Below are 25,611 nucleotides of genomic sequence, written 5' to 3'. Positions count from 1 at the left end.
CGAAAGGGGGAGCCTAATGCGTTCTCCGCGTCAGGTGCGCACGGTTTCGGCCAGGCCGGACAGCGCCTCGGGCAGCGGTTCGTGGTGCAGCACGCCGAGTCGTTGCGTGGCACGGGTGAGCGCCACGTACAGCTCCGCCGCGCCCCGCGGTCCTTCGGCCATGATCCGTCCCGGTTCCACGACGAGCACGGAGTCGTACTCCAGGCCCTTCGTCTCCGCGGCGGGCACGGTGCCGGGCACGCCGTGCGGGCCGATCACCACGCTGGTGCCTTCGAGGGCGGCCTCCGCGAGGGTGAACTCCTCGATGGCCGCCGGCAGCTCGTCCTCCGACAGCTGCCGCGCCCACGGCTCGACACCGTTGGCGCGCACCGACTCCGGCGCGACGACGTCCGGTGCGAACTCGGCGAGGACCCTGGCCGCGACGGCCATGATCTCCGCCGGCGTGCGGTAGTTGACCGTCAGCGAGCGGTACTCCCAGCGGCCCGGCACGTACGGGTCCAGCATCTGACCCCACGACGTGGCACCCGCCGGCGCACGGCGCTGCGCCAGGTCGCCCACCACGGTGAAGGAACGGCCGGGGCAGCGGCGCATCAACACCCGCCAGTCCATTTCGGACAGTTCCTGGGCCTCGTCCACCACCACGTGCCGGTAGGTCCAGCCGCGGTCGGCCATCGCCCGCTCGACGAGCGTGCGCTGGTCGTGGTTCTCGAAGCGCTCGGCCAGGTCGTTGGCCTCCAGCATGTCCGAGGCGAAGAGGTGGTCCTCGTCGTCCATGTGGTCGAAGCGGCCGACCATGCTGTCGAGCACCTCGGCCGCGTACCGGGCCTCGGCCGCGCGCTCGGCCTCCGCGGCCTGGTCGGCGGCCTGCTCGGAGCCGTCCTTGCCCAGCAGGTCGTACAGCTCGTCGAGCAGCGGCACATCCGACACGGTCCACGCGTCGCCCTCGGCGCGGTGCAGCGACGGGTCCGCGCCCGCCGCCGCGAGCTCCTCCGGCGACGAGTACAGCGAGCCCAGCAGCTCGAACGGCGTCATGATCGGCCACAGCGCGTCGAGCGCGGCGATGAACGCGTCGTCGTCGGCGAGGTCCCTCACCAGGCCCGACCGCATGTCCTCCCAGGCCTGCTTGTCGTCCCGGGCCATCCAGCCCTTGCCGATGCGGCCGATGGCGCGCTCGGTCAGGACGTACGTGACGATCTCGCGGAACACCGCGCGGGCCTCGTTGTGCGGCAGGCCGCTGTCGCGCGCCTCCTGCCGGGCCCACTCGGCGACGTCCGCGCCGATGTTGACGACGATGTCCTTGATCCCGATCGGGATCGGCTCCTCCGGAACCCGCTGCCGGGCAGCGACCGCCGCCTTCAGCACGTCCACCATCGTGCGCGAGCCCTTGAGCTTGGCGACCTCGGGCGCGTCCTCGGCGGTCGCGAGCAGTCCGGGCAGCAGGCTGCCGGCGGTCGAGAACACGACGTCCGACTCGCCCAGCGACGGCAGAACGCGGCTGATGTGGTTCAGGAACGCCGGGTTCGGGCCGACGACGAGAACGCCGTGCCGTTCCATGCGCTCTCGTTGCGTGTACATCAGATAGGCGACGCGGTGCAGCGCCACGACCGTCTTGCCGGTACCCGGGCCGCCCTCGATGACCAGCACGCCGGGGTGGTCGAGCCGGATGATCGCGTCCTGTTCGAACTGGATGGTCGCCACGATGTCGCGCATGCCCTGCCCGCGCGGCGCGTTGAGCGCCTCCAGCAGGGCCACGTCGCCCCGCTCCTCGCCGAGCTTGCCGAACACCTCGTCGGTGAACCCGGCCACCGTGCGGCGGCGGGTGAGGAACTGGCGACGCCGGCGCTGCCCCTCGGGGTTCGCGCCGGTGGCGGTGTAGAACGGCCGCGCCGCCGGTGCCCGCCAGTCGAGCAGCAACGGCTCGAAGTCGTCGAACTCGTCGAACAGGCCGATCCTGCCGATGTAGGAGACGTCCCCGTCGGCGCTGTCGAGCCGGCCGAAGCACAGGCCGTAGTCGGCGACGTTCAGGCGCTTCATCTCGCGGTGCCGGGCGCGCACCTCGTTGTCGCGTTCCATCGCGGTCTCGCCGGTGCCACCCAGCGCGGACTGGTACGCCGCCTTCACGCGCGCACGTTCGCCATCGAGCCGTGCGTAGAGACCGGCCACGTAGTCGCGTTCGGACTGCAGTTCTTCTTCGTAACCCACGTGCTCCCCAGTGCGCCTGGTTTTGGCTTGAGGCGTCGAGTGTGAACGATGCCCGGGGCCTTGTGGCAAGGCCCCCTCTCTGCTATACGTTTGAATGGAAGAACGGGCCGGTCGCACGCGCGACGCGGCCCGTTTTTCGTTGGCGTGGAGGAGGCGGCGCTGGTCATCATGGCCGCGTGAACCTGCCGCTCCGCTGGGACCTCGTGACACCGGACCAGCTCGGGTCGATGCTCGACGACGTCGAGGCGCCCGAGGTCTGGTACCTCGACGACCTCGCGGAATGCGCCGGCAAGGTCCTGGCTCGCAGCGGCGACGGGGACCTGGTGTTCGTGGGGAGGTCGCTCGACTCGATGTTCGACCTGCTCGGCGGCGCGCTGGAGGGCAGGAAGTTGCACCGGCTGCCCCTGTCGTTCCGCCACGGCCCGGTCCTGCGCGGGGACGTCCCGCGCGCCCGCGAGATGCTCGCCGAGATCGGCGTCACGCCCGCATCGCTGGCCCGGCGCGACCGTCCGGTCACCTTCGTCGACGTCGTGGCGACGGGAGGGTCGTTCGAGAAGCTCTTCGGCCTGCTGGACGACTGGATCGCCGAGGAACGCGAGACCTGGCCCGCGATCCGGCGCAAGCTGCGGTTCGTCGGCGTGACGATCCGCAGGCGGACCAGCCCGAACGTCGAACGCTGGCAGCAGCAGGCCGAGTGGACGCGACGCCTGCCCGCCTCCTCGGTGGTCAACGTGTCGCTCGACGTGCGGGTCTGGAGTTACCTGGGCAACAACCAGACCAAGCTCACCTGGCCCTTCCCGCTGCACCGCTGGCGCGAGCACCTGCGCGAGGCGAAGCGGGACGAACGCACGCGCGTCGCGCTGGCCGAGGCCGTACACCTGGTGGCGCTCGGCCGCACCCAGGAGGTGCGGCGGAAGATCGCACGCGGCATGGATGGCGAACCCGCGCTCAGCGAGTCATGGCTGCGGACGTTGCAGAGCCGCCTCAGCTAGACGGTGTGCTCCATCACCATCATCGCCGTCGTCCCCGGCTCCAGCGCCTTGCACACGTGCGGCAGATCCCCCGGATACACGATGTAGTCACCGGGCCCGAGCTCGATCGGGTCGTCGGCGAGCCCCGCCAGGCACCGGCCCGACGCCACGATCATGTGCTCGACGCTGCCCGGCACGTGCGGCAGCGACTCGCGGGCACCGCCCGGTTCGAGTGCCAGCCAGTAGATGTCGTGCTTGGTGCCCGGACGGCACGCGGCCAGCAGCGTCGCGGAGTAGTGCGCGCGCTCGGAGTGGATGACCGGGCCCTCGCCCGCGCGGATCACCTGCACGCGGGGGACGGCGGGTTCGACGAGCTGGCTGAACGGGACGCCCAGGGCCACGCCGAGGGCCCACAGGGTCTCCACGCTGGGGTTTCCCGCGCCGGACTCCAGTTGGGAGAGCGTCGACTTCGCGATGCCGGCCTTCTTGGCGACCTCGCTCAGCGACATGCCGGTGCGATCGCGCTCACGCCGGAGGTTGGCCGCGATCAGGTCGAGTGGTGCGTTCGACACAGAAGTCCATCCGTTCGTCTTGACGAACACCGAGCCCAGGTGTTCATCTTAATGGGTGGTGCGTTCGATCTGGCGAACTCTTGATGCTGTGCTCCTGCGTGACGTGGCCGCGGTGGCACTGGGGGCCGCGGTGACCGGTGCGAGCTTCGGCGCGATCTCGGTGGGCTCCGGCCTGCCGTGGTGGATGCCGGTGCTGATGTCGCTGGTGATCTTCGCGGGTGGCTCGCAGTTCATGGCCGTGGGCGTTGTCGCCGCTGGTGGCAGTCCTGCCGCCGCGGTGCTGGCCGGGCTCGTGCTCAACGCGCGGCACCTGCCGTTCGGGCTCGCGGTCGGGGACGTGCTCGGCAGGAACCCGCTCGCGCGGATCGTCGGCAGTCACCTGTTGATCGACGAGTCGACGGCGTTCGCCATGGCGCAGAGGGATCCCGCGAGAGCGCGTGCCGCCTACTGGGCGTGCGGTGTGTCGTTGTTCTTCACCTGGAACGTGGGCGTACTCGTCGGTGCGCTCGTGGGGCAGGCGATCGGTGACCCGGGGACGTTCGGGCTGGACGCGGCGTTCCCGGCGGCGCTGCTGGCGCTCACGCTCCCGGCGCTCAAGGACGCGGCGACGCGCAACGCGGCTCTCGCCGGCGCCGCGATCGCGCTCCTGACGACGCCGTTCCTGCCCGCCGGTGTGCCCGTGCTGCTCGCGCTGGTCGGCCTGGTCGCGTTCCGCACCACCAAGAAGGAGGAGCCGTGCCCGTCACCGCGGTCCTGATCCTGGCTGCCGGCACCTTCGCCATCCGGTTCGCCGGGCCGTTGCTGCGCGACCGCGTCACGCTGCCCGAGAAGGTCCGCGAACTTATGTCCGCCTCCGCCACGGTGTTGCTGCTGGCTCTGGTGGCCGTGTCGGCTTTGACGAACGGCAAGCAGTTCGGTGGCTGGGCACTGGCCGCGGGAGTCGCTGTCGGTGGTCTCGCGGCGTGGCGCAAACTGCCATTCGTCGCAATTATTGTCCTGGCGGCGGGAACGACCGCGGGGCTGAGGCTGCTCGGCGTCGCCTAGTGCTTTCTGACGTGCGAGAAAAGCAGGTTCGTGTGCACCTCCGTCACCTCCCGGCGGCTCGTGAACTTGTCGAGCACGAGCCGTTGGAGATGACCGACGTCGGACACGGCGACGTGCACGAGGAAATCCTCCGGACCCGTCACGTGGGAGAGCGCGAGCGTTTCGGGGAGCGAGAGCACGTACGCCATGAACGGGTCGACGATCTCTTTGGTGTGCGGGCGGATCTTCACCGCGAGCATCGCCTGCACGTGCTGGCCGACGGCGCCGGGGTCGATCTCGGCGTGGTAGCCGGTGATCACGCCCCGCTCCCGCAACGCCCGGTGCCGGACCACCGCCGTCGACTGCGCGACGTTGACGCGTTCGGCCAGGTCCTTGTTCTGCAGCCGCGCGTCCTTCCGCAGCTCCCGCACGATGGCCTCGTCGATCGAATCCAGCACGGCTCTTCTCCGTTCTACCGAATCGGCTGCGCCGTTGCACCCGCTCTGCCGAGGAAGTCTCCACCATTCGGGCCATGACGCGCATCGAGACCATCGCAGTGCACGGCGGCCGCGACGACCTCGCGGAGCTCGGCGTGCACGCTCCTCCCATCGACCTGTCCACCACCTACCCCGTGCCCGACCAGGCGCTCGGCGGTCAGGCGCTGGGTGACTGGGCCACCGGCGCCGCGCGGGCCTCCTCGCCCGTCTACGCGCGGCTGCACAACCCGACGGTGGCCCGTTTCGAGCAGGCGCTCGCGGCCCTCGAGCACACCGAGACGTCCGTGGCGTTCGGCAGCGGCATGGCGGCGGTGACCGCCGTCGTCCAGGCCGCGTGCGTCATGGCCGGAAAACCGCACGTCGTGGCCGTGCGGCCGCTGTACGGCGGCACCGACCACCTGCTGTCGTCCGGTCTGCTCGGCGTCACGACGACGTACGTCGAGGCGGGCCTGGTGGCCTCCGCGATCCGGCCGGACACCGGGCTCGTCGTCGTCGAGACGCCGGCCAACCCGAACCTCGACCTCGTCGACATCGAGCACGTCGTGCGCCAGGCCGGTTCCGTGCCGGTCATGGTCGACAACACCTTCGCGACGCCGGTCCTGCAGAACCCGGCGCTGCACGGCGCGGAGTACGTGCTGCACTCGGGCACCAAGTACCTGGGCGGGCACGGCGACGTGCTGGGCGGCGTGGTGGCCTGCTCAGAGGAGCTGGCGGCGGCGTTGCGGCAGGTCAGGATCATCACCGGTGCCGTGCTGCACCCGCTGGGCGGCTACCTGCTGCACCGCGGCCTCGCCACCCTGCCGCTGCGCGTCGAGGCGGCCTCCCGGTCGGCGGCCGTGCTGGCCTCGCGGCTGGCCGAGCACGACGCCGTGGAGTTCGTGCGCTACCCGTCCACGTCACGGCAGATGCGCGGAACCGGCGCCATGATCGCGTTCGGCGTGCACGGCGATCCGGTCGAGGTGGTGCGCCGTTTGAAGCTCATCACGCCGGCCGTCTCATTGGGTTCGGTCGACACGTTGATCGAGCACCCCTCGGCTTTGACGCATCGCCTCGTTCCCGGAGAAGAACTGCGGGCTTCCGGCGTTCCGGACAATTTGCTGCGCATTTCCGTGGGCCTCGAGCACGTCGAAGACATTTGGGAAGACCTAAACGCAGCGCTGTGTGACGTGGCTTACGTTAAGTCTTCCCCAGGTGATTTCTTGGTGATGACCGCCACTCGCTAGGGTTCCCCGCATTCAGCGCGTCGGGGCGCGGGAGGTTCCGACGCGAGCATTTTTCCGTTTTCGGAAGGAACCTCTTCGTGAGTTCTGTGGAAATCGATGCGGACGGCTACACCAAGGCGCTGAGCAAGCGCCAGGTGCAGATGATCGCCATCGGTGGCGCGATCGGCGTCGGCCTCTTCCTGGGTGCGGGCGGGCGCCTCGCCACAGCGGGGCCGTCGCTGATCCTGTCGTACGCGGTGTGCGGCCTCGCGGCGTTCTTCGTCATGCGCGCGTTGGGCGAACTGGTGCTGCATCGCCCCGTGTCGGGCAGCTTCGTCGAGTACGCCCGCGAGTTCATCGGTCCGTGGGCCGGCTTCACGTCGGGCTGGCTCTACTGGCTGAACTGGGCGATGACCGGCATCGCCGAGATCACCGCCATCGCGATCTACATGCACAAGTGGTTCCCCGACCTGCCGCAGTGGATCACCGCTCTCGTGGCGCTGGTGGTCCTCGTGGCCATCAACCTGTTGTCGGTGAAGCTCTTCGGCGAGCTCGAGTTCTGGTTCTCCGTCATCAAGGTCACCGCGATCGTCGTGTTCCTGGTGGTGGGCACCGGCCTGGTCATCGGCAACGCGGACATCGGCGGTACGACGGCCTCGGTCTCGAACACCCTCGGCCACGGCGGCCTGTTCCCGGCGGGCATCGGCGTCGCCCTCATGACGTTGCAGGCCGTCGTCTTCGCCTACGCGGCCATCGAACTCGTGGGCATCGCCGCGGGGGAGACCAAGGACCCCGAGAAGGTCATGCCGCGCGCCATCAACGGCGTGGTCTACCGCATCGCGATCTTCTACGTCGGTTCGGTGCTGCTGCTGACGATGTTGCTGCCGTGGGACCACTTCACCGGCACCGAGTCGCCGTTCGTGACCGTGTTCTCGGCGCTGGGCGTCCCGGTGGTCGGCGACATCATGAACGCCGTCGTGCTGACCGCCGCGCTGTCCTCCTGCAACTCCGGTCTCTACTCGACCGGCCGCATCCTGAGGTCGTTGGCGCAGAAGGGCGAGGCGCCCGCCGTCACCGGCCGCATGAACTCCCGGCACGTGCCCTACGGCGGCATCCTGTTCACCGGTGTCGCCTACCTCTTCGGCGTGGTGCTCAACTACATCGTGCCGAAGGAGGCCTTCGACATCGCGATCGCCGTGGCGTCCCTGGGCGTCGTGTCGACCTGGGCCACGTTGATCATCTGTCAGCTGCGGCTGCGCAAGAAGGCCATGGCGGGCGAGATCCAGCGGCCCTCCTACCGGATGCCGGGCGCGCCTTACACCTCGTACGGAACGTTGGCGTTCCTCGCACTGGTGATCGGGCAGATGGCGTTCGCGGGAACGGCCGAGAAGATCGCGTTCTGGTCGATTCCGGTGCTCGCGCTGGTGCTGTTCGTCGGCTGGCGTTTCGTGAAGTCGCGTGACGTGCGGCAGAACGAACTCGTCAGCGTCGACTGACGGTGCCGCACAAGGCCTCCTCGTCCCTTGGACGGGGAGGCCTTTTCGTACCCCCTGTTGTTCCGCCATGACTTTCGGCTTCGGCGACCGGTTGACCCCCTTTCGCGACAAGGCGATCGAGCGGGGAATTCCCCCGGAAGACGTGGAGAACTGGTTGATGCTCGCCCGCCCCTGCGCGACGCTGACGCAGTCCGGGGACGGGCCGGTGGTGGGCCGGTTCGGCGGCCCGCTCCTGCTGCCGGCCGACGTCCCGGACCCCGCCGAGCCGTTCGTCGCCACCCTCGACCTCGCCGCTCTGCCCTCCGGCTGCACGGACCTGCCGCTGCCGCGCGACGGGCAGCTGCTGCTGTTCGCCTTCCCGGAGGACGAGGGCGAGTGCGTGAGCATGGGCAGCGTGGTCCACGTCCCCGTCGGAACGGCCGTGGTGGAACGCGACCGGAACGCCTGGAACGAGTGGGACGTCGACGACTACGAGACGATGTTCGAGGAGTTCCCCCAGGGCCCGCTGCGGGCGGTGGCCGCCGTGTCCCTGCCCAACCACCACGCGTTCCAGGTCCGCGGAGAGCGGACCGCCGGCCCGATTCCCGGACACCCGCGCTCCGAGGACCTCGTCGGCGTCTGGCAGGACACCCGTGAGGCCGTCAACACCGAGGGGTCGCTCCAGATCGGGGGCTACGCGGACGAGGAGGCCGTCTACACCGATCCGCTCGGCAACGTCGTGCGCCGTGCCGTGCGAGCGGCCGAGAAGGGCAACTGGGAGGGCCCGGTGTCGGACGACGTCGCGGACTGGGTGCTCCTGGCCGACTGGTACGCCGGAGCGGACGTCTCCGGCTGGGAGAGCGCCACCGTCCACTGGGGGATCCAGCGCGACGACCTCGCGGCGGGACGCTTCGACCGCGCCTTCGCCCAGGTCTTCTACAACCCCTGATCCGGCTCGAATATGCTGGTGAGCATGGTTGTCGCTGCTCCTCCCGTCATCGGCGTGCTCGCCCTCCAGGGCGATGTCCAGGAACACCTCGTGTCGCTCGCCCAGTGCGATGTCACGGCACGGCCCGTGCGCCGGGCCGAGGAGTTGGACGAGCTGGACGGGATCGTCATCCCCGGCGGCGAGTCGACGACCATGAGCAAGCTGCTCGACAACTTCGAGCTGCTGGAGCCGTTGCGGGCGAAGATCAAGGCCGGGTTCCCCGCCTACGGGTCGTGCGCGGGCATGATCCTGCTGGCCAACGACGTGCTCGACGGGCGCGAGGACCAGCACCAGCTCGGCGGCCTGGACATCACGGTGCGCCGCAACGCGTTCGGCAGGCAGGTCGACTCGTTCGAGACCGACCTCGACCTGGCCGGCGAGAGTGTGCACGCCGTGTTCATCCGTGCGCCGTGGGTGGAGTCGGTGAGCGGGGACGTCGAGGTCCTCGCTACGGTGCCCGTTACGGCTGAGGCGGGCGATGCCGCCGGTAGGATCGTCGCGGTCAGGCAGGGCAAGGTGCTGGCCACGGCGTTCCACCCGGAGCTCACGGGGGACGAGCGCGTGCACCGCCTGTTCGTGGACATGGTTCGTGGTTCGACTGGTTCGGAGGAGAAATGAGCGGCCACTCCAAGTGGGCGACCACCAAGCACAAGAAGGCCGCCATCGACGCCAAGCGCGGCAAGCTGTTCGCGCGGCTGATCAAGAACATCGAGGTGGCGGCCCGCACGGGTGGTGGGGACCCGGACGGCAACCCGACGTTGTTCGACGCCATCCAGAAGGCCCGGAAGAACTCGGTGCCGCTGGACAACATCGAGCGCGCCCGCAAGCGCGGTGGCGGTGAAGAGGCCGGCGGCGCCGACTGGCAGACGATCATGTACGAGGGCTATGGCCCCAACGGTGTCGCGGTGCTCATCGAGTGCCTCACCGACAACCGCAACCGCGCCGCCACCGAGGTCCGCACGGCGATGACGCGCAACGGCGGTTCGATGGCCGACCCCGGTTCGGTGTCGTACATGTTCAGCCGCAAGGGCGTCGTGATCGTGCCGAAGGCGGGCACGACCGAGGACGACGTGATGATGTCGGTGCTCGAGGCCGGTGCCGAGGAGGTCAACGACCTGGGCGAGGCCTTCGAGGTCGTGTCCGAGGCGGGCGACCTGATCCCGGTCCGCAAGGCGCTGCAGGACGCGGGCATCGACTACGAGTCGGCCGAGTCGAGCTTCCTGCCGTCGGTGTCGGTCCAGCTCGAGGCCGAGGGCGCGAAGAAGATCTTCAAGCTGATCGACGCGCTGGAGGACTGCGACGACGTGCAGAACGTCTTCGCGAACTTCGACGTGTCGGACGAGGTCATGGCCGAGGTCGGCTGAGACCCCGCACGGACGGACGCCGGTCACGCAGCACGCGTGGCCGGCGTTCCCGCTTTTCAGGCGATGCCGCCGGTCGACTGCCACTCGATGCAGGTCGGGCGGGTCCCGGTCTGACGAAACTCGTCCAACGCCTTCGTGATGGTCTTCAGCGTGAGCGCCGAGCGAGGTGGGAAGGGGGTCCGGTTGTCCTTGTCGATGTACAGGACGGGTGGGGAACTGGGGAGGTCCTCGTTCGAGACTGACGCCCAGGACCAGAACCGGCCGGGCTCGTCGTACTCGTCTGGCCCGAAGTAGTGCAGTGCGCCGATGGTGCTCTCGTGGTCGAGGTCCATCTTGAACATCCGGTCCGGCATGTCCAGAATGCCGAACCTCGGCAGTTCGGGGGCGACCACCTGAGTGGGATGGGGCTGCGCGCCCTCCTTGAGGAGGTTCGAGAGGACCTCTTCGATCTCCGAGGTCGATTTTGCCGAGACTGGTCCACCTGACTGCAGCGGGCCAGTCTTGGCGTAGTACCAGAACTCGAGCGTGAAGCTCACCGAACGTCCTTTCCGCGGATTTCATGTGACTTTACCGGGTCGTGGATCACGAGCTTTTGTCCTGGCAGAAGCACGTACGGCAACAGGCGAGTGCAGGACAAGTCGCCCGTGCAGACCTTGTTGTTGATGGTCAGGTCGACCCGGTCGACACCGCCTTGTCGCATCCGCCAGGCCACCTTCATCTCGACGTGCGTTGCCGACTCGATCTTGATGGGCGGAATAGCTCCCACTGCGATCAGGTGGTTGTTGATGCGCTCGTGTTCTCCGTCGGGTTCGCGTCCGCTCTGCACGAGTTCTGCGTGGCCGTCCGGGTCGAGATAAAAGCCGCTGGTGATGTAGGGAGGAAGACGTTCTCGCTGCTGCTCTGCCCAGGTTGGCGGCTCAGGTGCTGTGCCGGCCTCGAACCTTGCCCTGATCTGGTCGATGCCGCGCAGCACGGCTTCCAGAGCCTCGCACTGCCGCAAAGCTCCAGCGCGCACCGCCTCGAAGTCGGCGGTGACCGCTGAGGCCTCGTCCTCGTTCGTCGTGCCCGCGGTGGACCCCGAGAGCAGCTTGCCGCAGTCCCCGGCACTGTCAGAGGCCTGGCGCAGCGCCTGGAGCGCCTGCTCAGCCAACTCCGCGACCCGGTTCAGCGCAGCCGTGACACCTGAGAAGGACATCGGACCCCTGAAAGCAGTGTGTGGCTTGGAGGAGCTCCAAGCCACACACACGATCGGGTGGTCACTTCACGTCGAGGCGGCCGGCCGGGGCGAGGTCCTCGGCCTGCAGCCGCTTCCACGCCAGCTCGTCGACACCGAGGGCGTCGCGCAGGAACGCCCACGACGCCCGCCTGATCACCGCGACGCGCGCGGGGTCCTCGTCGGTCGTGTCCGTGGCGTTGTAGGCGTGGATCCCGCCGAGCGAGTGCTCGCCGCCGAACAGGGTCAGCAACGCGCGGGAACCCTTGCTGTGGTGGTGGACGTCGGTGAACCAGTCGGGGCCGCGGGTGCTGAGCATCGACTGGTCGTGGTCACCCGCGACGGTGAGGAACGGCGTGGTCATCTCCTCGAAGTCCGGGTACATGAACGAGCCGAAGTTCTCCCGCGCGAACGGCGTCAGGTCGTCGCCGCCGAAGCCGGTCGCGGCGAAGAGCACGCCCGCCTTCACCCGCGGGTCGGCCAGGTTCGGGCCCGGCCGCCCGTCGGCGTCGAGGACGCGGGCGCCGAGGAGCATGCCGATGGTCTGCGCGCCCCACGAGTGGCCCGCGACGGCGATGCGGTCGAGGGAGGCGCGGCCGGTGAGCCCGGGAACGGCGGCGAGGAGCTGCTCCAGGTCGTCGACCACCCGCTGGACGTCCTGCACGCGGAAGCGCGCGATCTCGGGATACCGGGGGTCGGCAGGGGTGAGGCCGAGGGTCAGCGAGTCGAGGAACGTCGGCTGGACGACGACGAACCCGTTGCCCGCCCAGAAGTCCACGATCGGGTCGTAGTTCGACATCGACCCGCTGAAGCCGTGGGCCAGCACGACGATCGGGAGATCGGTGCCGGTGGCCGGTGCGGAGACGCGCACCTGGAGGTCGTCGCCGCGGTCCGGCGCGGGCAGGACGATCCCCTTGACGCTGATGATCGGGGTGGTGAAGGTGGGCAGCGCGGTGCTGGTCACGGGCATGACAGAGTTCCCCTGAGAGGTGTGGGTGAGCTGATAGGCTCCTAATCGGAGCGCGGTTCCGAATATACGGAGCAATGTTCCGGTTGGCAAGGGAGGAGTTGTCGCGTGGGTGCAGGAGAGCCGGTGGCCGCGAAGCGGGCGGACGCACGGCGCAACGAGAAAGCGCTGCTCGACGCCGCCGCGGCGGTGTTCGTCACGGACGGGGTGGACGCGCCGGTGCGCCGCATCGCCGCCGAGGCCGGCGTGGGCATGGGGACGATCTACCGGCACTTCCCGACGCGCGCGGACCTGGTCGTGGCCGTCTACCGGCACCAGATCGACGCCTGCGCCGAGGCCGGACCCGCGCTGCTCGCGTCGGCGGAGTCGCCGTTCGCGGCGCTGCGGGACTGGGTGGACCTCTTCGTGGACTTCCTGGTGACCAAGCACGGCCTCGGCGCCGCGATGCGGACCGACCCCGAGGGCTTCGCGGGCCTGCACGGGCTCTTCCTCGACAGGCTGCTGCCGGTGCTCGCCGACATCCTCGGCGCGGCGCGCGAGGCCGGCGAGATCAGGGCGGACATCCCGCCCCTGCACCTGTTGCGCGCCATCGGGGACATCTGCGCGGGGGCCGAGGGAGCCGGCCCCGACTACGACGCGCGGTTCGCCATCGGCCTACTGCTCGACGGGTGCCGCTACCTCGGCTGAGGCCATCTCCAGGAACGCCGACCACGCCTGCGCGCTCACGGGCACGTGGGTGGCCGGTGCCTTGCTGTCCCGGATGCCGACGCCAGTGCCGATTTCGACGCAGTTGTTGCCATCGCCGGTGTAGGTGCTTTTGCGCCACGCGGTCATTGGAGGCCCTCCAAGATGCTGTTGATCACCGCCCTCGATTCTTCCTCACTCAGGGCGATGGCAGCGAGGTCCTTCAGGATGTTCTCGTAGACCTCCACGGTCTCCTTGTCGTCGAAGAACAGTCCGCACTTGACGCTCTCGAGGTAGACGACCGGTGGGTACTTCGGGAACTTCATCAGCCGGAAGTCGCCTGCCGCACCCGCATGCATGCCTGCGGATCTCGGGACGATTCGGATGGTGATGTACTTCCGCACCGACAGTCGCAGAAGGTGGGCGAGCTGCTCTCTCCACACCTCCTCACCGCCGACCGGGAGCAACAGCGCCTGCTCGTGCAGGTAGAAGGTGAAAGTCCGGCTGTATTCGAGGATCTCCGCTCGCGCGACCCTCGCCTCGACGGTCGCCGGGATCTTCTCCGGCGGGACCGTGCGCGCTTTGGCGGTGACGGCCTCGATGTACTCCCGAATCTGGATCAGGCCCGGCACGACGATCATCGACCAATCGGTGATCTCGTTGGCTTCCCTCTCCTGGTTGATCAGCGTGCGGGCTTGGTCGGGCAAGCCGTCTTCGGGAATCTGCACGTAGAAGCTGCCGACCTCGCGGAACAGGGCGAGCAGGCGATCGCGCTCGACGAGCGGCACGCGGCAGTAGGCGAGCAGGGTGGCGACCTCCAACTCCGTGACGCCGCCCTTGCCGGACAACATGTCGGAGAGCTTGGCCTCCTGCCAGCCGAGCAGTTCGGCGAGCCGGCGCTGGGTCAGTCCGGTGCTCTCGATGGCGGCACGGACGCCGTTGCCGAACTCGCGGCCCACCACGCTGGACGATCTCTTGGGCATCCCCGGAAGGTAGGGCCGTGGCCCGCGAAAGCTCTATCGTTTCGCGTCAAATCTGCCTGAAGGTGGGAGCGTTGGAACAGCTCCAAGCAGGCATAAGGCGCTCCGGGGGTGCCGTAGGCTGGGTGCCGTGCTTTCCGACGAAGACATCGAACTGCGGGCGCGCCTGCTGTCCGCGGCCGACCGGCACGGCCACACCAACATCGTCGTGAACCCGGACGCCGAGGGCCCCGGCTACGTGTTCTCGGTGGGGGCCTGGCGGCGGTTCGGCGTGGCGGAGGCCGTCGTGATCGGGCTGCCGCAGGGCATGGGCGAGAACCTGATCAACATGTACGTGAAGCGGGCCAGCGGCGGGGAGCGGTTCCAGCCGGGCAAGCCGTACGACGACTTCTTCGAGGGCGTGCCGGTCGTGTTCGAGCGCGTCTACAAGGGGTTCTACCCGGAGTTCTTCGGCAGCGCCTACCTGCTCTACGACGGGTCGGAGTTCGCCGCCGTGCAGATCATCGTGCCGACGCCGCAGGGGCAGTGGCCGTGGCAGCCGGACGCGCCGGAGGGGTTCCACGACCACCAGATCATCCTCACGGAGAGCGGCCTGCCGGAGAGCTGGACGCCAGGGGTCACCGGGCCGTGAACGTCCACATCGGACCGCTGACCGAGGCGCACGCCGGTGAGGTCATGACCGTCCAGCGCGCCGCCTACCTGCAGGAAGCGCGGCGTTACGGGGCCTGGGACCTGCCGCCGCTGGTCGAGACCCTGGAGGAGGTCCGCCGCCACCTCGCCGACGGCACGCCCGCTCTGGGGGCGTTCGACGGGACGCGGCTCGTCGGGTCGGTGCGCAGCCGGGTCGACGGGGACCGCATGGAGGTCGCGCGGCTGTCCGTCGCGCCGGACGTCCAGGGTGGTGGGGTCGGCCGCAGGCTGCTGGAGGCGATCAGCGGGCGGGCGCCGGAGTCCGTCCGCGTGGTCTGGCTGTTCACCGGGGCCGAGAGCGACGCGAACATCCGGTTCTACGAGAGCGCCGGGTTCGTCCGGGCCGGTGAGCACCTCGACGCCACCGGCATCGCGTGCGTCACCCTGGAGCAGAAGGTCGTCTGACGTCCAGGGGCTGCGCCCGCGAGACCAGAACGTTGTCAGCTGGACGTTGTCCGCTTTTCGCGCCACGACACCGGACAACGATCACCCTGTAGAACTGCGGTGCGGCCGGCCGGTCCGGGGGGATCCGGTGGCCGCGGTCGGGGGAGGAGCGCCCCGCAACGCAGGAGGCACAGGGGGCTGCGTTGCGGGCCGCTTCAACCACCGGCGGACTTACGGCTTGCGTCCCAGCAGGCCGATGAGTCGCGTCTGGTCGTCGGCGTCCGGCGGAACGGGGACAGGTGAGTCGAACATCGACGACCCGCTCCAGTCGTCGACGTTGTCCTCCACGTAGGACAGCACGGCCGACGCGAGTGCCGGGTCGATCCGCTCGTCCGCTCCGATCGAGCGCGCCAGGTCCCAGGCGTGCACCGCGAGATCCGCGGTCATCTGCCAGCAGTACTCCTCGGCGTCCATCGTCCCGCTCGACACGCTCACGGACCGGCCCAGCGCCGACGGCTCCAGCCACGCCTCGCGGGCCGCCGCGGCCGCCACCACCCAGGACACGAGCGGGTCGTCACCCAGGTTGTCGTGGTCGAACCGGTCCCCGACCTGGTCCACCGTGCAGCCGGCGAGCAGTTCCGGGGCCCAGAGCTGCTCGTGCACGAGGTGGCCGACGAGGTCTCTGACCGACCACTCCCGGCAGGGGGTGCCGAGGGTCCACTGGTCCGGTGCGACCTCCCGCACCCGCCGGTCGAACTCCGTCATCGCCACGCCGTGCGCCTGGATCAAGTCCATCCCAGCAGTGCATCAAATCCTGGCCAACCCCGCACCCCGGCGTGAGAGCTGGGCCACTCGGACGCAACCTGATTTGCCAGCCGTACACGCGTTCGGCGTAATCTCGACCGGATCCGCCGTGACATCGTTGACACGAGAGGACGATGACTGTGAGCGCTCCTAGCGCCAGCATCTCCGCGCAGGACAAGGGATTCTTCGGGCACCCCCGAGGCCTGTCCACGCTGTTCTTCACCGAACTCTGGGAACGGTTCTCGTTCTACGGGATGAAGGCCATCCTCGGCCTCTACCTGTGGACAGCCGTCTCCGAGGGTGGCCTGGGCGTCGACAAGGCGCTCGCCCTGTCGGTCGTCGCCATCTACGGCACAGCGGTCTACATGTCCGGTGTCGCGGGCGGCTGGCTCGCCGACCGCGTCTGGGGCGGTCAGCGCGCGACGTTCTACGGCGGCGTGCTGATCATGTGCGGTCACATCGCGCTGGCGATCCCGATCGGCATCACGGGCGTCTACCTCGGCCTGATCTTCATCGTCTTCGGCACGGGCCTGCTCAAGCCGAACATCTCGACCGTCGTCGGCGGCCTCTACGCCCGTGACGACCAGCGCCGCGACGCGGGCTTCACGGTCTTCTACATGGCGATCAACATCGGTGGCTTCGTGTCGCCGCTGATCACCGGCGCGCTCGCGGACGGCATCGGCTTCCACGCGGGCTTCGCGGTCGCCGCGGTCGGCATGGCGCTCGGCCTGATCCAGTACCGGATGGGCCGCAAGCACCTGCGCGGCTCGGCCGCCGTGCCCACGAACCCGTTGCACCCGAACGAGAAGGGCCGCGTCTACGCCCTCATCCTCGGCGCCGCCGTCGCCATCGCCGTGCTGGGCGTCGTGGCGTACCTGCTCGGTGACGTCGAGGGCGTCATCCTGCTGATCAGCATCATGTCGGTCGTGCTGCCCATCGGGTACTTCACCGTGATGCTGCGCAGCAAGAAGACGCTGCCGGAGGAGAAGCCGCGCGTCATCGCCTACATCCCGCTGTTCATCGCGGCGGCGATGTTCTGGCTGATCTTCGAACAGAGCGCGTCGGTCATCGCGGAGTTCGCCGACTCGCACGTCGACAACCACGTGTTCGGCTGGGAGTTCCCCGTCGCCTGGTTCCAGTCGATCAACCCGATCATGATCATCGCGCTGGCGCCGGTGTTCGCCTGGATCTGGCTGAAGCTCAAGGACCGCGCGCCCTCGACGCCGCGCAAGTTCGCCGGTGCCCTGGTGCTCGTCGGCCTGTCGTTCGTGCTGATGTACTTCGCGAGCAACTCGGCCGCCGACGGCAAGGTGACGCCGCTGTGGCTCGTGGTGATGTTCCTGATCATGACCGCGGGTGAGCTCATGCTCTCGCCGGTCGGCCTGTCGGCCACGACGAAGCTCGCGCCCAAGGCGTTCGCGTCGCAGACGATGAGCCTGTGGTTCCTCGCGACCTCGGCCGGTACCGGTGTGGCCGCGCAGCTCGTGAAGTTCTACACGACCAGCCCGTCGGCGTACTTCCTCACGCTGGGAGGCGCGGCCGTGGTGCTCGGCGCGGCTCTCGCCGTGGCGGCTCCGGCCATCCGCAAGCTCATGGCGGGCGTCGAGTAGGGCTTTGAGGTGAAAAGGTGAGAGGAAGGCCCGTCGCGGCGGCGGTGCGGCGGGTCTTCCTCTCACTTACAAGCATGCACTACGGATAAGTGTCATTGGGGCACGAACATTGCTCCAGCCGGGTGAAGTCGAGCACGCGTCGCAACAAAATTCGCCCCAGGTCAGCATTACTTCACCGCGAGTGACCGTTTGGTTTCGTTCGCTCGAACCGGAAGTCGCAACGCGCCGCGGATCAACTTCGACTTCCGGCGCGTCACCGGTCCGTCGGCGACGAGGTCCGGGAAGCGCTTGAAGAGTTCGTGCAACGCGATCGAGCCCTCGATGCGGCTCAGTCCCGCGCCGATGCAGTAGTGGATTCCCGCGCTGAACGCGAGGTGCTCGCGCGCGTTGGACCGCGTCGGGTCGAACCTCAGCGGGTCCTTGAAGACGCGCGGATCGCGGTTCGCCGCCGCCAGCATCAGCATCACCGGCATGCCCTTCGGCAACGAGACCCCGGCGAGCTCGAGGCGTTCCTTCGGCCAGCGGATCGTGTACTGCACGGGCGGGTCGAGCCGCAGCACCTCCTCCACGAACCCCTCGGCGTACTCGGGGCTCTGGCTCAGCGGCGCCACCGTGTGCGGGTTCTCGAACGCCTTCAGCACGCCGTTGCTGATCAGGTTCACCGTCGTCTCGAACCCGGCGAAGAGCAGGAGGCCGGTCGTGGCGACCAGGTCCTCGCGGCTCAGGTCCTCGTGCCGGGTGACCAGATAGCTGACGATGTCGTCCTTGGGATCACGCCGGCGCTCGGCGATCAGCCCGTCGATGAAGTCGTTGTACTCGACGATCGTGGCGTGCAGGTCCTTGAGCTGTTTGTGCGACCACACGCCGTCGAGCGTCTCGGCCAGCGAACTGCCCCACCGCGCGAAGAGCGCCTTGTTCTCGTCCGGCACGCCCAGCAGGTCCGCGATGACCTGGATCGGCACCTGCGAGGCGAACTCCGCGACCGCGTCGAACCGGTCGTCCAGCCGGTCGAGGTAGTCGGTGACGATCTTCTTGATCGACTCGGTGCGGTCCTTGAGCGCACGGGGCGTGAAGAACGGCTGCACCAGCTTGCGCAGCCGCGTGTGGTCCGGCGGGTTCTTCATCAGGAACGAGTCCTGCACCGGGTTGACGATCTTCTCGCCGTCCCGGATCAGGGTGATCGGCACCATCGACGCCTCGTCGAACGTGGCGGTGACGAACCTGTTGTCCCGCAGCACCGAATCGCAGATCGCCCGGCTAGGCGTGACGTACGCCCCCATGCGGCTGCGCACCATGTCGCCCTTCGCGCGCACCTTCTCGTACATCGGGTACGGGTCGCGGTCGGGCGGCGAGGCCATGACGCCCGCGTACGGGTCACCCATCAGCGCGTAGCCGCGGACGAGCGTGCGCAGTGCGAAGAACTGGACGGTGGTCTTCAGCATGGGTCCACACTGCGGTGTGAGGCAGGTGGTTTCAAGAGTTGCGGCGGTGCCTGCGCACGGTTTCCTCCACCAGATCGAGTACAGGTTCCATGTCGTCCGCCGGCAGCCCCATCGCGAGGTGCGAGACGAGGCCTTCGAGGACCAGTTCGAGGAAGCTCGTCAGCACCGTCACGTCGACGTCGTCACGCAGGTTGCCGGCCTCGCGCTGGCGGATGAGGCGCTGGCGGGTGGCCGCGGTGAGCTGTTCGCTGCGTTCGGCCCACCGGGCGCGGAAGTCCGGGTCGGTGCGCAGCCTGCGGCTGACCTCGAGACGCGTGCCGAGCCAGTCGGCGGCGTGCTCCTCGGTGCGCTTCTCGGGTTCGTCGAGGAGGTCGCGCATGACCTGGACGAGACCCTGCTCGGCCACCACGTCGGCCATCCGGAGGGCGTCGTCCTCGGCCAGAGCGAGGAAGAGCGACTCCTTGTCGCGGAAGTGGTGGAAGATCGCACCGCGGGAGAGACCCGTGGCCTCCTCGAGGCGGCGTACGGTGGCACCCTCGTAGCCGTGTCGCGCGAAACAGGCACGCGCGCCGTCGAGGATCTGACGGCGGCGGGCGTCGAGGTGGTCCTGACTCACCCTGGGCACTGGTAGATGGTGGCAGGGGGAGGGCGGGAAATCCAATCCGTACGTACGGATTGGACCCTGTCGCCCATGTGATCCTTTCGAGTGGATCATGTGGGGCGGCTGGGCCGGTTCGGCCGGGGTTGGTTTTATCCTTCCGGCTCATGGAGACGCAGGAGGTTCGCCCGTTGTCGGCGCTGGTGGAGCGTCTGGGGTGGCAGCGGCGGGAGTCGACTGGGGTCCACGTGGTGGATTTGCTGGTTTCGCGTGGGTTTTCGGATTTGATCGCGGTTTTGGCTGAGAACCGGGAGCGGTGACGGGTTCCGGCGTCGGCCTGCGAGGGTGGTCCCTCGGGCCTTGACGAGTTCCGGGGTGCGGTTGGCTGCACCGGTGCCCATCGCAGCACAGTTCATCCGGCTCGCTTCGCATCGCCACACCAGGCTGGGTGCGTGGTTGGTCTTTGCCTGCGGCTGTCCGGTTGGTACCGGGCGCCGGGCCCGAGTGCGTGGTTGTGGTGGGTGGGGCGAGTGCGGTGGGCACCGCGCGCCGGGCTTTCGTGCGTGGTCGTGTCGGGTGGGCGGGCTTCGGGCCTGCCTGTGTGGTCGTGTCGCGGTTGGCCCCACCTGCGTTCGCTCGCGCCCTCCCGTCCGGCGACCGGGATCCGTCTCGGGTTCCGGTAAGCGCTTTCCCGCACCTCGGCGGCGGGGTTGACTCAGGCGGCCCGCGGTGGTGTGATCTGCGCAACAGTCAGGAAAGTTTCTTGTCTATACAGCTGTACCCCGCCGCCGCTTCGTCGTGATCCCCCTGGGAGGCACAACAGTGGCACCGAGAAGAGGCCGGGCGCGTGCGCTCGGTGTGATGGGCGTTGCCTGTGCCACAGCCGTTGCTGTGGTGTCCGTGCCGGAGTCCGCTCTTGCGGCGCCGGTGCGGTACGAGGCGGAGAACGCTGCCGTGTCGCAGGGTGTGGTGGAGTCGAACCACGCAGGGTTCTCCGGGGCCGGGTTCGTGAACGTCGACAACGTGGTGGGCAGTTCGGTCGAGTTCACGGTCACCGCGGCGAGGGCCGGGCAGGTGAAGCTGGTCTTCCGGTACGCCAACGGGAGCGTGGACAACCGGCCCGCCGACGTGAGCGTCAACGGGGCGTTGGCCGTCGACGAGCGGGCGTTCGCGGGGACCGGCGCGTGGACGACGTGGGTGTCCGCCGAGAACACCGTCGCGCTCAACGCCGGCGTGAACAAGATCAAGGTCACCTCCACCGGGGCCACCGGCGGGCCGAACCTCGACTACCTGGAGGTCGAGGAGGCGGCTCTGGAACAGGAGGCCGAGGACGCGGTCGTCAGTCAGGGGGTCGTGGAGTCGAACTGGGCCGGGTTCTCCGGGCGCGGGTTCGTCAACTACGACAACGTCGTCGGGTCGTCCGTCGAGTACGTGATCAACGCCGAGTCCGGTGGGGAGCACGACCTCGTGTTCCGCTACGCCAACGGGACGACGGCCGACCGGCCCGTGTCGGTGACCGTGGACGGGGCCGGCGCGCAGGTCGTGTCGTTCCCCGGCACCGGGGCGTGGACCACCTGGCAGACGCGCACCATCAAGGCCACGCTTCACGCTGGTGCCAACAGGATCAAGGCGACCGCCACGACGGCCAACGGCGGGCCCAACGCGGACAAGTTGACGGCCGTGCTGGTCGGGCCGCCGGACGACGAGGCGCCGACGCCGCCGCGCAACCTGCAGTTCGTCGGTTCCACGCACAACTCGGTGTCGCTGAGGTGGGAGGCGGCCACCGACAACGTCGGGGTCACCGGGTACGACGTCTACCAGCACGGGCAGCTCGTCACGAGTGTCGGGAACGTGCTGGAGGCGACGGCCACCGGGTTGCGGCCCGACGTCGAGTACGACTGGACCGTGTTCGCGAAGGACCGCGCGGGCAACGTCTCGCAGGCCTCCAACAACGTGCCCGGCCGCACCAAGCCCGCGCCCGCCGACACGCAGCCGCCCACGACGCCGGGCACCCTGCGGTCCACCGGCGCCACCTCGACCAGCGTCTCGCTCGCGTGGGGCGCGTCGAGTGACAACGTCGGCGTCACCGGGTACGAGATCCACCTCGACGGCGCGCTGAAGCAGACCGCGGACGGGTCGGCCACGTCGGCGACCGTCGCCGGGCTCACCACCGGGCAGACGTACCGCGCGCAGGTGCGGGCGAAGGACGCGGCGGGCAACCTGTCGGCGTTCTCCAACGAGATCTCCGTCCGGCCGGTGGCCGGTGGGGGCATCGGGGTGCCGAACCCCGGCTCGGTCAAGCAGGTCGTGGCCGGGGTCGACGTCGCGTGGGGGCTCGCGTTCCTGCCCGACGGGTCGGCGCTGGTGACCGAGCGCGAGACGTTCAACGTCCTGCGCGTGACCGAGGCCGGCGCCAAGACCACCATCGGCAAGGTACCCGGGGCGATGGGCACGAACGGTGAGGGCGGTGTGCTCGGCATCGAGGTGTCGAAGAACTTCGCCACCGACCGGTTCGTCTACGTCTACCACACCTACAGCGGTGGAAACCGCCTGGTCAGGGCTCAGTTCGACGGCTCGCAGCTCACCGGCTGGACGACGTTGCTCGACGGCGTGCCGAAGAACCGGTACCACAACGGCGGGCGGTTGCGGTTCAGCCCGGACGGGCGGTACCTGTTCGTCTCGACCGGGGACGCGCAGAACGGCAACAACGCGCAGAACCTCAACACCAACGCCGGCAAGATCCTGCGCCTCAACGCGGACGGCTCCATCCCGTCCGACAACCCGTTCCCCGGCAAGGCGATCTGGAGCTACGGGCACCGCAACGTGCAGGGCCTCGACTTCGACTCGCAGGGCAGGCTGTGGGCGTCGGAGTTCGGCAACTCCCAGCAGGACGAGGTGAACCTGATCACCAAGGGCGGCAACTACGGCTGGGAGCCGTGCGAGGGCACGATCGGCAACTGCGCCGGCACCATCCCGCCCAAGAAGACGTGGTCCACCTCGCAGGCCTCGCCCTCGGGCCTGACGATCATCAACGACCACGTGTTCGTCGCCACCACCGTCGGTCAGCGCATCTACCGGATGCGCATCGACGCGAACGGCAACCTCGTCGACCAGCAGACCTACTTCCAGGGCACCTACAACCGGCTGCGGACGGTCGAGGTGGACGCCGAGGGCGACATCTGGCTGACGACCACGACCGACAAGGACGGATCTGCCGGGAACGACCGGATCCTGCACATCGACGTGGTGTACGAGGGCGGCGCGTCAACCGCCGAAACGGTGCCGCGCGGACGTCTGGATGCCAGAACGTAAGACGTCTCGCCACGAAGTGGGACGGTCGCCCGTGTGCACGCGTGCACACGGGCAACATCACTTGTTTCGTAAGGATTTGAGAGCTGCGAGTGTCAGACCCCGCGTGTAGCGTCGAACGGGCCAGACGATCACGGGGAGTGTGGCAGCGTGACTGCGTTGCGTACCAAAAGGGCGCCGGCGAGGTTCGCCGATCGCGCCGAGGCCGAGGCTTATGTGGCCTCGGTCTGTTTCAAGCACGGTCCACCGAGGCTCTTCGGCGTGGAGCTCGAATGGACCGTGCACCACGCCGAAGACCCTTCGCAGGTCCTCGATCGACATAGGCTCGCCGCCGCACTCGGCGACCACGCGCCACCCACGCTAGTCCCGGACAGCCCCCAGCGGCCGCTTCCGAGCGGCACACCGCTGACCGTCGAACCAGGCGGGCAGGTCGAGATCTCCACCCCTCCCTGCACCAGCCTCCCGGACCTCTTCCAGACGGTCTCCCAGGACATCTCCCACCTCACGGCGATGCTCGCCGACCACGGCCTCGTGCTCGGCGACAAGGGCGCTGACCAGCATCGACGTCCCACGCGCCTGCTGCAGGTACCCCGGTACGCCGCGATGGAACACGCCTTCGCGCCGCTCGGTGACGACGGCATCTCCATGATGTGCAACACCGCGGGCCTGCAGGTGTGCATCGACTTCGGCGAGCAGAAGCACGTGCAGGACAGGTGGGCCGCTGTGCACCAGCTCGGGCCGGTGATGATCGCTCTGTTCGCGAACTCGCCGAGCATCGGCGGCCTGCACCAGGACTGGGCGTCCGCGCGCATGCGGGCGCTCTACGGCTGTGATCCCGTGCGCACCAGACCGAGTGCCGTGTGCGCCGATCCGGCCTCCGCCTACGCGCGAAGAGTCGTCGACACCCCCGTGATCGTGGTGCGCGGCCCCAGCTCCAGCTGGATCCCGGAGCGCCGGTTCACGTTCGCGGAGTGGGTCGAGGGGGCGCACGACCGCGCTCCCACCAGCGACGACCTCGACTACCACATGTCGTTGATGTTCCCGCCGGTCCGGCCGCGCGGGTACATGGAGATCAGATATCTCGACACCCCCGCACCGGGTGGGTGGATCGCGCCGAGTGCGCTGCTCGTCGCGCTGTTCAGCGACCCGTCCGTTGTGGACGGTGTGCTGGCGGCGACGGAACGGGCCGCCGGGCGGTGGCTCAAGGCCGCGCGGTACGGGTTGGCGGACGAGCGCATCGCGCGCGCCGCGAAGGACGTCGTGGCCCTGGGCATCGAGGCGTTGCCCCGCACGGGCCTCTCCCGAGAACAGATCAGCGCCATCAGCCAGGAGCTTGAGGGGAAGCTGTGACCGAACAACTCCGCGAGCAGGTGGCGGAGGAACTGCTGCGTTCGCGCGCGCGTTCCACCGCCCTGACCGACGCCGTCGACGAGCACGACCTCGTCCGGCAGCACTCGAAACTGATGTCGCCGCTGGTCTGGGACCTGGCGCACATCGGCAACCAGGAAGAGCTGTGGCTGGTCCGCGACGTCGGCGGACGCGAACCGGTGCGCAGTGACATCGACGAGTACTACGACGCGTTCAAGTTCGCCCGCAGCGTGCGGCCCGAGCTGCCGCTGCTGAACCCGCGCGAGGCCCGCCAGTACGTCGGCGACGTGCGCGGCAAGGTGTTCGACGTGCTGGAGAAGGTGCCGCTCGAAGGCCGCCGGCTCGTCGAGAACGGGTTCGCGTTCGGCATGATCGTGCAGCACGAGCAGCAGCACGACGAGACGATGCTGGCGACGCACCAGCTGCGCAAGGGCGACCCGGTGCTGCACGCGCCCGCGCCACCGGCCGGAAGTCTCGTGCCCACAACGGAAGTGTTCATTCCGGGCGGACCGTTCGAAATGGGCACTTCGGACGAACCGTGGGCCCTGGACAACGAGCGGCCCGCGCACGCCGTCCACGTCGACTCGTTCTTCATCGACACCACCCCGGTCACCAACGCCGAGTACGCCCAGTTCATCCTGGCCGGCGGGTACGACGACCGTCGCCTGTGGACGGACGAGGGCTGGGAGCACCGCACCACGGCCAAGCTCATGGCGCCGAGGTTCTGGCAGCGCGAGGAGAACTCGTTCGTGCGCACGGCGTTCGGCGTGACCGAGCCGATCGTGCCGGACGAACCCGTTGTGCACGTGTGCTTCCACGAGGCGCAGGCCTACGCGACGTGGGTGGGCAAGCGCCTGCCCACGGAGGCCGAGTGGGAGAAGGCGGCCCGGTTCGACACGGCGTCGGGAACGACTCGCCGCTACCCGTGGGGCGACGAGGAGCCGACCGAGGAGCACGCGAACCTCAACCAGCGCCACCTGCGCCCCGCCCCGGTCGGCGCGTACCCGGCGGGTGCCTCCCCGGCGGGGGTGCACCAGCTGATCGGTGACGTGTGGGAGTGGACCTCCAGCGACTTCGGTCCCTACCCGGGCTTCGAGGTGTTCCCGTACAAGGAGTACTCCGAGGTCTTCTTCGGGCCGGACTACAAGGTGCTGCGCGGCGGGTCGTTCGGCACCGACAAGTCGGCGATCCGCTCGACGTTCCGCAACTGGGACTACCCGATCAGGAGGCAGATCTTCGCCGGCTTCCGCTGCGCCAGGGACGCCTAG

General features: G+C 68.8%; 27 protein-coding genes. 16 read left to right on the top strand and 11 right to left on the bottom strand.

Translation table 11 applies throughout. From position 1 onward, the window contains the following. Positions 1-30: 30 nt before the first annotated feature. On the bottom strand, positions 31-2,202 hold the full coding sequence (helR, locus tag BMY74_RS09640; protein WP_245786007.1) for an RNA polymerase recycling motor ATPase HelR: 2,172 nt from the start codon (positions 2,200-2,202) through the stop codon (positions 31-33). 176 nt (positions 2,203-2,378) lie between these two features. On the opposite strand from helR, the gene BMY74_RS09635 reads away from it, so the two are divergent. Beyond that, positions 2,379-3,194: a hypothetical protein gene (locus tag BMY74_RS09635; RefSeq protein ID WP_218159587.1), complete on the top strand. Its 816-nt coding sequence runs from the start codon at positions 2,379-2,381 to the stop codon at positions 3,192-3,194. Here BMY74_RS09635 and BMY74_RS09630 read toward each other — a convergent pair. Continuing rightward, positions 3,191-3,745, bottom strand: coding sequence for a helix-turn-helix domain-containing protein (locus BMY74_RS09630; protein WP_245786006.1), 555 nt, complete (start codon positions 3,743-3,745; stop codon positions 3,191-3,193). The genes BMY74_RS09635 and BMY74_RS09630 overlap by 4 nt on opposite strands. 58 nt (positions 3,746-3,803) lie before the next feature. Between BMY74_RS09630 and BMY74_RS09625 the strand changes: the two genes are divergently transcribed. Both BMY74_RS09625 and BMY74_RS09620 read left to right on the top strand, forming a co-directional pair. Then, positions 3,804-4,502 carry an AzlC family ABC transporter permease gene (locus BMY74_RS09625; RefSeq protein WP_089914201.1) on the top strand — a complete coding sequence of 233 codons (699 nt, stop codon included), beginning with the start codon at positions 3,804-3,806 and terminating at the stop codon, positions 4,500-4,502. Further along, the gene (locus BMY74_RS09620) at positions 4,481-4,789 is read left to right on the top strand and encodes an AzlD domain-containing protein (protein ID WP_089913050.1); all 309 of its coding nucleotides are present in this window, start codon (positions 4,481-4,483) and stop codon (positions 4,787-4,789) included. The genes BMY74_RS09625 and BMY74_RS09620 overlap by 22 nt, the downstream gene beginning before the upstream one ends. Here the strand turns inward: BMY74_RS09620 and BMY74_RS09615 are convergent. After that, positions 4,786-5,226, bottom strand: coding sequence for an Lrp/AsnC family transcriptional regulator (locus BMY74_RS09615; RefSeq protein WP_030478062.1), 441 nt, complete (start codon positions 5,224-5,226; stop codon positions 4,786-4,788). The genes BMY74_RS09620 and BMY74_RS09615 overlap by 4 nt on opposite strands. Before the next feature lie 74 nt (positions 5,227-5,300). On the opposite strand from BMY74_RS09615, the gene BMY74_RS09610 reads away from it, so the two are divergent. The 5 genes from BMY74_RS09610 to BMY74_RS09590 all read left to right on the top strand — a co-directional run bounded on the left by BMY74_RS09610 (position 5,301) and on the right by BMY74_RS09590 (position 10,294). Continuing rightward, positions 5,301-6,488: a trans-sulfuration enzyme family protein gene (locus tag BMY74_RS09610; RefSeq protein ID WP_089913047.1), complete on the top strand. Its 1,188-nt coding sequence runs from the start codon at positions 5,301-5,303 to the stop codon at positions 6,486-6,488. Between the two features lie 140 nt (positions 6,489-6,628). Further along, a complete protein-coding gene (locus tag BMY74_RS09605; RefSeq protein WP_089914199.1) occupies positions 6,629-7,963 on the top strand; it encodes an amino acid permease in 1,335 nt (444 codons plus the stop codon). 67 nt (positions 7,964-8,030) lie between these two features. Next, a complete protein-coding gene (locus tag BMY74_RS09600; protein ID WP_089913045.1) occupies positions 8,031-8,891 on the top strand; it encodes a DUF1963 domain-containing protein in 861 nt (286 codons plus the stop codon). Positions 8,892-8,915: 24 nt separating this feature from the next. Continuing rightward, complete coding sequence (gene pdxT / locus BMY74_RS09595; protein ID WP_177229659.1) at positions 8,916-9,548, top strand: pyridoxal 5'-phosphate synthase glutaminase subunit PdxT; 633 nt, start codon at positions 8,916-8,918, stop codon at positions 9,546-9,548. After that, positions 9,545-10,294, top strand: a complete 750-nt coding sequence (locus tag BMY74_RS09590; RefSeq protein ID WP_089913043.1) for a YebC/PmpR family DNA-binding transcriptional regulator — start codon at positions 9,545-9,547, stop codon at positions 10,292-10,294. The genes pdxT and BMY74_RS09590 overlap by 4 nt, the downstream gene beginning before the upstream one ends. Before the next feature lie 56 nt (positions 10,295-10,350). On the opposite strand, the gene BMY74_RS09585 is transcribed toward BMY74_RS09590, so the two are convergent. From BMY74_RS09585 to BMY74_RS09575, 3 genes are all read right to left on the bottom strand, one after another. Beyond that, entirely contained in the window at positions 10,351-10,830 is a 480-nt protein-coding gene (locus BMY74_RS09585) for an Imm1 family immunity protein (RefSeq protein WP_089913040.1), read from the bottom strand. Next, complete coding sequence (locus BMY74_RS09580; protein WP_089913037.1) at positions 10,827-11,489, bottom strand: DddA-like double-stranded DNA deaminase toxin; 663 nt, start codon at positions 11,487-11,489, stop codon at positions 10,827-10,829. The genes BMY74_RS09585 and BMY74_RS09580 overlap by 4 nt, the downstream gene beginning before the upstream one ends. Before the next feature lie 61 nt (positions 11,490-11,550). Next, positions 11,551-12,477, bottom strand: coding sequence for an alpha/beta hydrolase family protein (locus tag BMY74_RS09575; protein ID WP_089913032.1), 927 nt, complete (start codon positions 12,475-12,477; stop codon positions 11,551-11,553). Positions 12,478-12,582: 105 nt separating this feature from the next. On the opposite strand from BMY74_RS09575, the gene BMY74_RS09570 reads away from it, so the two are divergent. After that, positions 12,583-13,161 carry a TetR/AcrR family transcriptional regulator gene (locus tag BMY74_RS09570; protein WP_089913029.1) on the top strand — a complete coding sequence of 193 codons (579 nt, stop codon included), beginning with the start codon at positions 12,583-12,585 and terminating at the stop codon, positions 13,159-13,161. Here BMY74_RS09570 and BMY74_RS09565 read toward each other — a convergent pair. Together BMY74_RS09565 and BMY74_RS09560 are read right to left on the bottom strand one after the other, a co-directional pair. Beyond that, complete coding sequence (locus BMY74_RS09565; protein WP_089913026.1) at positions 13,129-13,308, bottom strand: DUF397 domain-containing protein; 180 nt, start codon at positions 13,306-13,308, stop codon at positions 13,129-13,131. The two genes, BMY74_RS09570 and BMY74_RS09565, sit on opposite strands and share 33 nt — an antisense overlap. Then, complete coding sequence (locus BMY74_RS09560) at positions 13,305-14,141, bottom strand: helix-turn-helix domain-containing protein (RefSeq protein ID WP_089913023.1); 837 nt, start codon at positions 14,139-14,141, stop codon at positions 13,305-13,307. Before BMY74_RS09560 ends, BMY74_RS09565 begins: the two co-directional genes overlap by 4 nt. A 127-nt stretch (positions 14,142-14,268) precedes the next feature. Here BMY74_RS09560 and BMY74_RS09555 point away from each other — a divergent pair, with 127 nt between their 5' ends. Together BMY74_RS09555 and BMY74_RS09550 are read left to right on the top strand one after the other, a co-directional pair. Then, complete coding sequence (locus BMY74_RS09555; RefSeq protein ID WP_245786005.1) at positions 14,269-14,769, top strand: DUF4262 domain-containing protein; 501 nt, start codon at positions 14,269-14,271, stop codon at positions 14,767-14,769. After that, entirely contained in the window at positions 14,766-15,233 is a 468-nt protein-coding gene (locus BMY74_RS09550; RefSeq protein ID WP_218159586.1) for a GNAT family N-acetyltransferase, read from the top strand. The genes BMY74_RS09555 and BMY74_RS09550 overlap by 4 nt, the downstream gene beginning before the upstream one ends. A 210-nt stretch (positions 15,234-15,443) precedes the next feature. On the opposite strand, the gene BMY74_RS09545 is transcribed toward BMY74_RS09550, so the two are convergent. Then, positions 15,444-16,007 (bottom strand): TIGR03086 family metal-binding protein, encoded by a 564-nt coding sequence (locus BMY74_RS09545; RefSeq protein WP_089913018.1) that lies wholly within the window; start codon positions 16,005-16,007, stop codon positions 15,444-15,446. A 143-nt stretch (positions 16,008-16,150) separates the two neighbouring features. On the opposite strand from BMY74_RS09545, the gene BMY74_RS09540 reads away from it, so the two are divergent. Then, positions 16,151-17,626 (top strand): peptide MFS transporter, encoded by a 1,476-nt coding sequence (locus BMY74_RS09540; RefSeq protein WP_089913015.1) that lies wholly within the window; start codon positions 16,151-16,153, stop codon positions 17,624-17,626. Positions 17,627-17,793: 167 nt separating this feature from the next. Here BMY74_RS09540 and BMY74_RS09535 read toward each other — a convergent pair whose 3' ends face one another. Continuing rightward, positions 17,794-19,068 (bottom strand): cytochrome P450, encoded by a 1,275-nt coding sequence (locus BMY74_RS09535; protein WP_089913012.1) that lies wholly within the window; start codon positions 19,066-19,068, stop codon positions 17,794-17,796. A 31-nt stretch (positions 19,069-19,099) separates the two neighbouring features. After that, complete coding sequence (locus BMY74_RS09530) at positions 19,100-19,693, bottom strand: TetR/AcrR family transcriptional regulator (protein WP_089913009.1); 594 nt, start codon at positions 19,691-19,693, stop codon at positions 19,100-19,102. Positions 19,694-19,833: 140 nt separating this feature from the next. Here BMY74_RS09530 and BMY74_RS44920 point away from each other — a divergent pair, with 140 nt between their 5' ends. From BMY74_RS44920 to egtB, 4 genes are all read left to right on the top strand, one after another. Further along, entirely contained in the window at positions 19,834-19,986 is a 153-nt protein-coding gene (locus BMY74_RS44920) for a hypothetical protein (protein WP_177229658.1), read from the top strand. A 541-nt stretch (positions 19,987-20,527) separates the two neighbouring features. Then, complete coding sequence (locus tag BMY74_RS09525; RefSeq protein WP_089913007.1) at positions 20,528-22,978, top strand: PQQ-dependent sugar dehydrogenase; 2,451 nt, start codon at positions 20,528-20,530, stop codon at positions 22,976-22,978. A gap of 258 nt (positions 22,979-23,236) precedes the next feature. Continuing rightward, positions 23,237-24,325 (top strand): glutamate-cysteine ligase family protein, encoded by a 1,089-nt coding sequence (locus BMY74_RS09520; protein ID WP_245786003.1) that lies wholly within the window; start codon positions 23,237-23,239, stop codon positions 24,323-24,325. Continuing rightward, complete coding sequence (gene egtB / locus BMY74_RS09515; protein WP_089913001.1) at positions 24,322-25,611, top strand: ergothioneine biosynthesis protein EgtB; 1,290 nt, start codon at positions 24,322-24,324, stop codon at positions 25,609-25,611. The genes BMY74_RS09520 and egtB overlap by 4 nt, the downstream gene beginning before the upstream one ends.

Origin of the sequence: Lentzea albida, assembly GCF_900111005.1 — a bacterium.
Classification (GTDB): Bacteria; Actinomycetota; Actinomycetes; order Mycobacteriales; family Pseudonocardiaceae; genus Lentzea; species Lentzea albida.
Note: the sequence above shows the minus strand (reverse complement) of the source record. Positions and strands in the feature narration are given on the sequence as shown.

What these genes read in the sequence shown, in the direction of transcription:
- BMY74_RS09610 (WP_089913047.1), top strand. Translation starts at nt 5,301, where the DNA reads ATGACGCGCATCGAGACCATCGCAGTGCACGGCGGCCGCGACGACCTC.
- BMY74_RS09605 (WP_089914199.1), top strand. Translation starts at nt 6,629, where the DNA reads ATGATCGCCATCGGTGGCGCGATCGGCGTCGGCCTCTTCCTGGGTGCG.
- BMY74_RS09600 (WP_089913045.1), top strand. Translation starts at nt 8,031, where the DNA reads ATGACTTTCGGCTTCGGCGACCGGTTGACCCCCTTTCGCGACAAGGCG.
- pdxT (WP_177229659.1), top strand. Translation starts at nt 8,916, where the DNA reads ATGGTTGTCGCTGCTCCTCCCGTCATCGGCGTGCTCGCCCTCCAGGGC.
- BMY74_RS09590 (WP_089913043.1), top strand. Translation starts at nt 9,545, where the DNA reads ATGAGCGGCCACTCCAAGTGGGCGACCACCAAGCACAAGAAGGCCGCC.
- BMY74_RS09580 (WP_089913037.1), bottom strand. Translation starts at nt 11,489, where the DNA reads ATGTCCTTCTCAGGTGTCACGGCTGCGCTGAACCGGGTCGCGGAGTTG.
- BMY74_RS09575 (WP_089913032.1), bottom strand. Translation starts at nt 12,477, where the DNA reads ATGCCCGTGACCAGCACCGCGCTGCCCACCTTCACCACCCCGATCATC.
- BMY74_RS09565 (WP_089913026.1), bottom strand. Translation starts at nt 13,308, where the DNA reads ATGACCGCGTGGCGCAAAAGCACCTACACCGGCGATGGCAACAACTGC.
- BMY74_RS09560 (WP_089913023.1), bottom strand. Translation starts at nt 14,141, where the DNA reads ATGCCCAAGAGATCGTCCAGCGTGGTGGGCCGCGAGTTCGGCAACGGC.
- BMY74_RS09545 (WP_089913018.1), bottom strand. Translation starts at nt 16,007, where the DNA reads ATGGACTTGATCCAGGCGCACGGCGTGGCGATGACGGAGTTCGACCGG.
- BMY74_RS09540 (WP_089913015.1), top strand. Translation starts at nt 16,151, where the DNA reads ATGACTGTGAGCGCTCCTAGCGCCAGCATCTCCGCGCAGGACAAGGGA.
- BMY74_RS09535 (WP_089913012.1), bottom strand. Translation starts at nt 19,068, where the DNA reads ATGCTGAAGACCACCGTCCAGTTCTTCGCACTGCGCACGCTCGTCCGC.
- BMY74_RS44920 (WP_177229658.1), top strand. Translation starts at nt 19,834, where the DNA reads ATGGAGACGCAGGAGGTTCGCCCGTTGTCGGCGCTGGTGGAGCGTCTG.
- BMY74_RS09525 (WP_089913007.1), top strand. Translation starts at nt 20,528, where the DNA reads ATGGGCGTTGCCTGTGCCACAGCCGTTGCTGTGGTGTCCGTGCCGGAG.